Annotated in this window: 5 protein-coding genes and 1 pseudogene; 1 reads left to right on the top strand and 5 read right to left on the bottom strand. The window is 61.5% G+C overall.

Annotated features, from left to right (window positions below; all coding sequences use genetic code 11):
* The 5 genes from ACNQVK_RS02180 to ACNQVK_RS02160 all read right to left on the bottom strand — a co-directional run.
* Positions 1-679: DUF4192 domain-containing protein (locus tag ACNQVK_RS02180; protein WP_418028442.1), on the bottom strand; the 679-nt coding region annotated here is incomplete at its 3' end.
* A gap of 215 nt (positions 680-894) precedes the next feature.
* Positions 895-1,170 (bottom strand): hypothetical protein, encoded by a 276-nt coding sequence (locus ACNQVK_RS02175; protein WP_418028441.1) that lies wholly within the window; start codon positions 1,168-1,170, stop codon positions 895-897.
* 28 nt (positions 1,171-1,198) lie between these two features.
* A complete protein-coding gene (locus tag ACNQVK_RS02170) occupies positions 1,199-1,969 on the bottom strand; it encodes a hypothetical protein (protein WP_418028440.1) in 771 nt (256 codons plus the stop codon).
* Positions 1,970-1,972: 3 nt separating this feature from the next.
* Positions 1,973-3,826, bottom strand: a complete 1,854-nt coding sequence (locus ACNQVK_RS02165) for a hypothetical protein (protein ID WP_418028439.1) — start codon at positions 3,824-3,826, stop codon at positions 1,973-1,975.
* A 657-nt stretch (positions 3,827-4,483) separates the two neighbouring features.
* The gene (locus ACNQVK_RS02160) at positions 4,484-5,221 is read right to left on the bottom strand and encodes a hypothetical protein (RefSeq protein WP_418028438.1); all 738 of its coding nucleotides are present in this window, start codon (positions 5,219-5,221) and stop codon (positions 4,484-4,486) included.
* A gap of 2,901 nt (positions 5,222-8,122) precedes the next feature.
* Here ACNQVK_RS02160 and ACNQVK_RS02155 point away from each other — a divergent pair.
* Positions 8,123-8,662 (top strand): annotated as a pseudogene (locus ACNQVK_RS02155) (helix-turn-helix domain-containing protein); the annotation flags it as partial.
* Positions 8,663-9,384 lie beyond the last annotated feature (722 nt).

Raw genomic sequence — 9,384 nt, 5'->3', positions numbered from 1 at the left:
ACAGCTGATCCCTTACAACCGGGTTCGGCAGTGTCACAGCAATCCCGGCCAAATCCCGGTCGGTCACCGCGCCGCCCCCGACCAACAGACGCACTGCCACCAGCACAGAAGCGACCACCGCCTCAACCTCGACGTCGGAACCGGCCACATCTTCAACCAGCTCCATCACCACCGCCATGCGGGCCGTCTCAACTTCAACCAATGCCTTCAAATCATCGCGGGTGCCCACCACTGGCTCACCCGACAGCACCGTAGCCACCGCCATAGGCGACTCTGCCGGGTCCTCAAGGATCTGCACAGACTCATCGTCGCCAACAAGGCACCAGCGGCCACCCGCAGCAACCTTGTCAATCACGAACGAGGCACGCACGTCGACCCCCACCGCTGCCATCGCCAACATCACGTTGTCCAACATCGTGTGGCGCTCCTCAACGCACAGCGGGCAATGAAACCCGTTGGAATCGACCACCACAGCAAACGCCTCATCCGCGCCGGCTCCCGCGGCGGCCTGCGTCAGCTGGTCCAAATTGGCATCCACCCCTTGCAAATCCATGCGCATCGCACCGCGCAGCGTCCTGCCATCAAAGAGCACCATCACCAACGACTCCTCAGGCGTGTAGCCCAGAATGAAGGGCACAGAACGAAGCAGTTCCCCAGCGCGAGCAATCAGATCAAACATTGGAAACCCCGTCTCTCCGGATATCGGGCCAACCCCACTGACCAGCCCCAATACTTCGAAACACTACAGCCCACCACCGACAACAAAGCCGCACATGAACTTTCACAGCAACCCGACGCTGCTGCTGCCTCCTCCGGCTGCGGCCATGGCAGTAATAACCCCTGGCCCCTCCCCGGCGGCGGGGAGGGGCCAGGGGTTAAGCGTTGAAGACGGGGTTAGTTCCCAGCGCCGTTCAGGACCACCGCGGCGATCGTGTCATCGACGTCACGTTCATCATGTTCGCGGTCATCGAGGTAGGTGATCCGCCCCGACAGGGGGCTGTCCGCGTGGTATCGGATGTTCTGGGTGTCGATGCCAGTCAGCGGCAAGTACTCCTCGCGGCCAGGATCGCCGGCGAGGACAACGAGGTAGTCGTCTGGAACGTGGGCCAGCCTGGCGCGGACTTCGCCGGCGGTGAGACCTCGTGATGGGGCAGCCGGTCGAGGATTCATCACGTTCCCCTTTCCTAGTTCCTGGAAGTCACACACCGGGGATGAACTTCCGCAGGTTCCTGATGCGATATCCGACGTCGTATGTCGGCGGCAGATTGAACGTGGGCATAATGATCTGCCTCGTGATCGCTTCACCGAGCAGATCGTGAAGGGTGTCAAAATCCTCTGCGATCCATGCATCCATGATCCCGTCATCAGGTGTGACCGTGATCGTCGCGTATGCCGCTGTTGGGTCGGCAGGAATATCCTTGGGATAGTCCTTGAGGTTGATGGTCAGCCATCCCCCATCCCCCGCGCTGGCCCCGCGGCATTCCACGCCTACGCGCAGCTCCCCCGGGGGTGCGCCAGGAGGCACAGGTTCGCCACGAGACCGCCCGGGCATCGGCTTGTCCGGGTCGGGTGAGTCACGCCAGGTGCGAATGCGCTTCACTGTCGTCGCGCGGCTGCGCGCCAACTCCTCGATGCCGCCAGCCCGGTCGATCATTTCCCATCGTTCGAGCCAGACCTGTTCGACTCCTGGTGGTGGTTTATTGGCCCGGGCCCGGCGTGCGATTGTGCGCTCCGAGAGTCGGGCTTTGCCGGTGTGCTGCGCGATACGGCGGGCCATTTCTTCGCGCGCTCTTTGTGCCGCTTTGGCGCGCCGGATCCGTTTCGGCGCGCGGGCCCAGTGTCCCGTCAGCTCCCGTTCCCTACGATCGGTCAGCGTGTCAAGGACGGCGCGAAATAGATTGCGCTGCTCTCCATTTGGCGCGGGCGGAGGTTGTTCTGGCGCGCGATCGGGGATGTTCCAGAACTTCATGGACTAGGCCACCTTGTCCAGCTTCTTAATCCGATAGCCACCGTTGTTGCGGGTGCCATCCTTCTGCAGACCACTCTCGAGCAGCGTCACGTTGAAGTCGGCCGGGACCGAGTAGAACCATGCATCCACCATGACTTCCATGGGGTACAGGTCGTAGTCAGTCGCCACCTTCGCTGCATGTCTCAGCGCACGCCAGCGAGTGATCGCTTCGGTGATGGCCCGCCAAACCGGCTGCAGGTGATGCACATAGGGATAGGTAAATGCGGTATCCCCTTCCGCCGACAGCCGTCCAAGGTAGCTCTTGTAGATCGCCTGAAGCATCTCTACCTCGTCGATCCGACCGGCCGCGCGAGCCTCAACCAGCTTGCGGCGCAACAGTTCCGCAAAGCCCTTGAGCCATTGGTGCTGTTCTGGCCAGACATAGGCAGCTTGGGCTTCGATCTCCGCGATCGCCAGGCCGGCGCCTCCATTCCCTACCGGAGCGATCAGCTGGACAATGTCGGCCGTTGTCGCCCAGAAGGTGGACTCATCCGTCCATGACATCGAGGGGTGCGGGATCGGCAGCTTCTTGAAGATGTCAAGGTCGTTGCCGGCTGGCACCGTGATCTGGAAGACCCCCTGGACCGGCTGCTGCTCGTTGAATGACGAGAGATCCGGGTGCACCCACGTCGGAGTTCCGTACGGCAGATAGACCCCTCCGACCGACGGCAGATACGCCGCTTGCTGGTCAATCTCGACGTACACCTCGTCGCCCCGACGGTGCTGGCTACGTGGGCGCCAACTCTTGTCGGTCCACCACTGCCCGGGCAGCTTCCCGATCTCCTTGGGCATTGGGCAAGCAACCAACGCCGGCGGCGTTGTGGAATTCTTCGGCTTCGGCCGTGACTTCTTGATGCTGAGCTCGGCGAGCTGCACACCTACCTGGGTCCACCGCGGTGCCGGCAGCACATTCTCGATCCCGTAGAGCCACTGCAGCCGGTCGGCTAGAAGATGCGCCGCCTCGATCTCGTCGTCGGGCAGCAAGGTCTTGCCGATAATGCCGAGGATGCCGCGATCGTCTGGCCGCGACTCTGACGGGTCGAGGTGTGCGGCCGGCATCAGGATGACCTCAACTTCGAGCACCTTGTCGGGATCCTCAGCCCGGGGAAAGCCGCAGGTGAAGAATCCAGACTTGCTGTAGGTGATGGTTGCGCCGAAGAAGTCACCCACCACATCGGCGATGGTCTCCTTGGTCAGCCCCTCCGTCGGAAAGTCCAGAAGCTCCATCGCCTCACCGGTGATCCAGATCTGAGGCCGCGGACTGTCGGGCCTCTTTCCCCAATCCTGACTGGTGGCGAGCTTGCCGAGATCAGCCGGCTGACGCAGCGCCGGCGCCACGACCAGACCCGCTGGCTTGACGACCCCTCGCGTAGTCGCGATGAGCACCAATCGATCGACGCCGGAGTACTCCACGTCCTCCCACTGGCGGGAACGGATCGGCCAGCTGTCGTCGCTAGGCCCACTTTCAGCGTTCGGAACGGATTGCGCATCCTTCGCGTTCGCCTCATTCGGCGGCTCGGCTGTCGCCAACGCATCCACGGCCGCGGCCTCAACTCCGGCCAGATACTGCTGGGCTACCCACGGCCACCAGCACCGGAAGCCCCCAGCCTCCGGGTCCCCGGCAACCACGTTTCCTGCCTTCAACTCGGCAGGGATCCCGCGGCCCAACTGAGTAACGAGCTGTTGACGGGACAACACCTGAAGCGGCTCATCAGTACGTGTCGCACCGACCTCAGTCAGCAGGCACACGAGATCGTCGACCTCGGGGGTGTCGCCGAGGATGTAGGTCCCGGACTCGGTGATCAGATAGCCGCCCATTAGTCGAACTCCTGTCCATTCAGGCCTGCAGTAACGGTGCTGGAATTGAGACGGCCACCCTGCGGCCGCGGTGGAGGCGGGGCAACTTGATCAGCCAAACCCGCTGGAAGCTCCCCCCTTCGCCACTTCGCACGCAGGCGTTCAACCGCGACCGCGGTCCGGCCAACCATCGTGGCCGCCTCAGGAACACTGAGGTTCACATCGAGGGCAGTGCGCGCGTCGGGGATCGTCCAAGGCGCACTTCGCTTGTCCCCGTCGGCCGTTCGTCGTGCACGGTTCTCCACGTACCGCCGCCGCTCGGCACTGCCCTTCCCCCCGGACATCAGCATGCCCACTTCGAAGCGAGTCGACGGTCGCCGCGGTCGTACATCCACACAGGTCGGGTCCTCACGTTCTTAGAAGCTGATCCGCTTCCCTTATCCCCGATAATACCCCCCTCAACCCCGTCGTGTAACTAGGTTGAGGGGATCGTTTCGTGTCGATGCTCGCTTTGGCCGCCCCAGCACTGCTACCGACCAGGCTGCCTAGCCAATGCCGGCTCGACCACCCGACGCTTTCATCCGTGGGTACGACTCCGAGAACGTCACCGACTCCACAATTCGGGCCTGGGCGTAAACCTGCAGGGCGCTGCGCACTTGACCTATATCAGCGCTGAGCTCACTGTCGGCCCCGTCGAGTGCCTGCAGACGAATCGACACGTACTGCCCGGGCAGCGATACTTACGGCCTCGCGCGCCGTGCGGTACTCCTCAGTCCACTGCCCCTGGGCGGCGACTATCTGCCCAGCCACCCCCTCCAGGGGGCCACTGACCCAAGCCGCGAATCGCTTCAATAGCGCAGATGCCGTCGTCGCTGGCCACGCCTCTTCTAACGCCTCAGCCAGCCGGCCGATGTCGGCGCCGACCTCGGTGAGGACGATCGGTGCCGCAGTGAATGCCCCGGCTGTCTCTACATCCCCGCCGGCCAGCAGCACCGCACAACTCAATACTTCATCGTCGCTCCAGGTTTTCAACTGGTAGACGGGGAGCAGCTCGTCGCCCTGGACATCACGTTTGATCGTTGCACTGAATTCAGCCGGCCCTTCTGGGCAGGGGGCAACAAGGCCGACCTGAGCAAGGCGAGTGAATCTCGCGATCTGGCTGACTAACTCCAGATTTCCGCAGAGAGCTTCACCGACACGTGTCAGCTCATCAGCTGCGTCGCCGGCCGCGATCCCTGCTGCCCTCGCACATCGGGAAAGCCCCGCGCCAATGCGCAATGAGAGGGGGTCCGCTGCAGGCGCGGGCAGGGGGAAGCGCAGCCCTCGACCCGCCCCGGCAAGCCTGTCCGCGGCCTTGAAGATGCCGTGGCCGATCTGCCGTACCGCGGCCGTGTCGACGAGTAGGGTGTCTGCCATGGCTACCATCTTGCCGCTAGATGCAGGCACTGCAGCCACTCGCGTCATGTCAACCTGCGGATATATGCACTCACAGTGCATTCACAAACATTTCATGAGTCCTCTCATAGGTTCATTCACGATCAATCAATGATGTACGCATATGAGTGTCATGACGTAATCATGGCGATATCTCATGACATGAACGTCTTCATCACATAGTGCGCATCTTCTATCTATGTCTTCTCACGATGAACACAACGTTGGTCAAATGATTGCGTCTCATAGTTACGACATACCAGTCATCTGATACTCATCATCGGACTATGTCCCTACATCATTTGATCTATCTGCTACAAACATTTTTATAATGCTGTGTTTATGTGGTCACAACGTTGTATAAATGATTTGCAATCAATAGTTCTACGTTTGAGCAATGACATTGCTACGTTGTTGCGATGACGGACAAATGATGCATCAATGGCGTATCAACGTTTGGCCGATGTCTAACACACATGTTAGCTACGTACCGATCATGAGCAGACTATGTCGAGTACCCGTTGGGTATGTGTGACCCATAGTGACCTTATGAAGAGGTTGTTCCCGGGCCTATATTCGTCACTGTGACGTTAGGACGATGGCCGTCGGTGGCGACCTGGTCGCTCCCTGTGCGACCCCGTGTCCGTGAACGCCGGCCAGGTGGACCACTTCTCGCATTTTCATCTCCGAGCGTTGCCGACAGCTCCCCACCGCACGGCCGCCTTGCCGCCTCCAACGGTGTTGACCTACCGCCTTAGCCGACATTTGCGCAGGTCACCGCCCAGCATCACCCCTGTACGCGGCCGAAAGGATTCGCCGGCCACGGTGGGGGAGGGGAGGGGTCAGGGACACGTGTGGCCGCAGTCATCGCAAGCCGCGGGCGAATCGCCCCAGCTCAGGGCTAAAATCACAATGCGCTGACATTCGACTCATACTCCACATGAATGTCATATAACCCTGACATGAGTTGATCATTGAGATAATGTCGGTGATATGTGACAGCGGCGCCGTCAGCACAGTGAACCTCGCGGGAATCTTCCACGATTGTGTCTCTAATCAGCTCACGATAAATGCACAGTATTCGTATGCTGTGGGTGCACTGTTATTGGCCCCTACCAGCGCAAACAGGCCTGCCGGCGGTTAGCTCCAACGAATTTGACGGTAGATTTTGCCCGTCTGTGCGCCGTTCTCGCGCGCGTGGGCACCGCACACGGGCAATCACCCACCAAAGGACCCAAACGGGCGCTACAGGCCCTCTCAGAGCCGCATTTTTGAACCGGGACGGGTCCGAAAAACAGGGCCGGCGTGGGTCAGGCCCCGCTGCAGGGTCGATAACTGCATGTCCGCGAGTTTTCAGCGGACAGCGACCGATCCCTGGAACCGAACGAAACGCTCAGGCTTGACGAGGCTGTTTGAGAATCTGGCGGCACAAGGCCATAGCCGATCGCCGAGCCACGGACGCCGGGCCAGGAACCACAGCCGATACGTGGGAGTCACTGACCACGGCCGGCTTGTGAGGCACCGAGCTCTGCGGAGGCCGCGCGGGAAGTTTCCTGAGCCGTTGGGCGAGGAATGCGCCTGGGCTGTGGATCTGGTTTGGCCAGGTCATGCCGGCGCTTTTCATCTGCTGGTCAAGGGCGTCTCGCAGGAGAGGGCCTGTCCAAAGATCGACCTCAAGGTGGCTGTTGCTCAGCGCTATGCAGAGCTGCCCAACGACGTGTTGTCCGGGCCTGGACTTTGTGAGCCCGACGAAGTGACCGGCCATCCAGCTGGCGATGTTGCGGACCTGGCGTGGATGCTGACTGGCCGAAGGCCTGGGTTTGGTGGATTTCCGTCGCGGGGAGACGCTCTGCGGCTCCCTTGGGGAGTTAGAACCCAACTGGTGAGAAGGATCTTTATCTAGTGGGGAGGGTAGTGCGCAAAGAGGCGAGTTATCCACAGGCTGTCGACGCGAGAGGAAGTGCCAGACAGACGCTCGTCGGCCGGCGGTTGGTGTGTTCCGGGACCCCGATCCGCGGTAGACCTCGACGGCGAATCCTGCTTCGGAAAGGATCCTGCGCACGGTCGTGACGCTGCGTGCACAGCAGCGAGCCAGCTGGGCGATCTTGGTGTTTGTCGCGGCGCAGTGTCGTCCGGTCGCGCTATCAGCGAAACTTGCGCACGCCGCGGTAACCCGGGCGAAGAGATCAGCGGTTACGTGCTCACGCTTGCATGCTTCACGGCCGGCGGCAGTGTCAACCCACACGGCGACATCGGCCAGGAACGCGGATCTCGAAATCCACATTGGAGTCGACGCCGAAACTCTCCCGACATCGCGAATCCAGCTCTTGCGCCGACTGCGGAACTGAGCGCGGGCAAGCGCAGACGGCGCTTGACCTGCTAAAACATCGGTCACAGCTACGTCGGAGCCGTGATCAATCCGTGACCCAGTGGGGCCAATTTCGTCGAACGTAACATTTGCCAAACGTGCTGGTCGCACGCTAAAATGGCGGTGTCGGCAAGACATCCGCTGTCCTTTCGGGGCAGCCCACCCGTTGGTAGTTCCAGCTACCAGCGGGTGTTTTGCTTTTTGCCCGCCGGGTGAGTTTTGGCGTGTTCGATATTCAGTTGGCAGCGCGCATCAGGCGCCGTGGTGGACCTTCCCGTGGGTGTTTCCAGCCACCCACGCTGCGAATCGTGCCATGACTTACCACCATCGGCAATCCTGCGTGTTACGACACGCTGCGAAATGATCACGTTTTTTCACCGTGAATGTCGTCGCTGACCAGCGTTTTTGTACGCGTGAGACACAAGTGAAATTCGATTGAACCGGCGTGTTGCGTCGTCGCAGAAACTGTCGTGCCCGAATGAGGCCGGTTATAGTCATGTCAACACCTCCGGACGAGGCGAGAAAGGAGACGCGGCCACATGCGTTCTGAAGCTGCTGCAATGCTCGGGGTCTTCAAGTACCGCACGATGACAGCCCTCGCAGAGGCGAAAGGCTTGGACAACCGCGGACTGGCTGCCAAGGTGAAAGCCAACCACATCACAGTGTCTCGCTGGGCTAAGGGCGAGGCGGTGCCGTCGCCTTCGTTCATCAACCGCCTGGCCAGAGTCCTCGAAGTACCGCCGGCCGAGCTCTACCAGGTCACCGAGACCGCGCGAGACCTCAGGTACTACCGAGTCCTGGCCGGCTACAGCCTGGCTCAGCTCGCACCCAATGTTGGAACGAGCGCCGTCCACCTCGGACGTATGGAAGCCGGGCACAGCGCAATCCCCGAGTACGTGCACGGGAAGCTGCAAGAGTTCCTTGAGCTCGACGATGAAACCATGTCACGAGCTGTACGGCGGTCCACCAAGCGGCAGGGCAAGAAGGCTGCGGTCTCAGCCCCCAGCTTCGAGCTGGTCCGCGATGACCACCGCACTGAATTGATCGGTGCCTAGCAAGGCATTTCACTCTCCGAAGTGCCGTCGTGAGTAGTCGCTCACGACGGCACTTTTTTTGTGCACGCCGGAGCCTGATCGCGCAGGCCGCGGCCGGCCGCACACATGCAAGCACAACACGTCACTGCGACGTACGGGAAGAGTCGGGGAGCGCCGACACTCCCGGAGATCTAGCCAGGATCAGGTGTGGACCTGTTGTTCACACGCGATCGTCTATCGGCGATCTCGTGTTGCCGGGGGAGCCCGCGGACGAGGTGCGAAATGCAACCACTGTGCCTATCCGAGAGTTCCCCTGGGCGGCAAACTTTCGCCCAGGGCGCGCTCCGTCGGCCCGGACCTCTCCGCTCCTCGTCGCTCGGAGGATGCGCCCGGGGCCGAGGAGCCGGGCGGGTTGACCCATGAGTCAAATAGCAGTCTTCAACCGCGCCGTGGATGCGCCGTGGTGTTCCACTCCGCTCAAGAAGCGTTCCAGTAGTGCGCCGCGCTGCGACCAATGGGTACGAAAGGGCGAATTTGGCGCGCCGGTGCCGCGCCAACGGTGTGCCAAGGCTGCGCCACGGTGTGCCACGCGCCTGCGCCAACCGCTCCACGGCTGAAACTGGCGCGCCAGGCCAGGCGTGGCCGAAGTTGCCGTCAACCTAGAATTGACGATGGGTGATCGGTCATAGCGCCCAAGCGGATGCGCGCATCAGCCAACGACCCTCGACTTGTCGCAAAACCCC

Source organism: Mycobacterium sp. 134, from assembly GCF_048282715.1.
GTDB classification, from domain to species: domain Bacteria; phylum Actinomycetota; class Actinomycetes; order Mycobacteriales; family Mycobacteriaceae; genus Mycobacterium; species Mycobacterium septicum.
The sequence above is the reverse complement of the archived record's forward strand: the minus strand, read 5'-3'. Positions and strand labels throughout refer to the sequence as shown.

Bases quoted from the DNA above. Each gene is read 5' to 3' on its own strand.
- ACNQVK_RS02175 (WP_418028441.1), bottom strand. From the start codon at position 1,170: ATGAATCCTCGACCGGCTGCCCCATCACGAGGTCTCACCGCCGGCGAA.
- ACNQVK_RS02170 (WP_418028440.1), bottom strand. From the start codon at position 1,969: ATGAAGTTCTGGAACATCCCCGATCGCGCGCCAGAACAACCTCCGCCC.
- ACNQVK_RS02165 (WP_418028439.1), bottom strand. From the start codon at position 3,826: ATGGGCGGCTATCTGATCACCGAGTCCGGGACCTACATCCTCGGCGAC.
- ACNQVK_RS02160 (WP_418028438.1), bottom strand. From the start codon at position 5,221: ATGGCAGACACCCTACTCGTCGACACGGCCGCGGTACGGCAGATCGGC.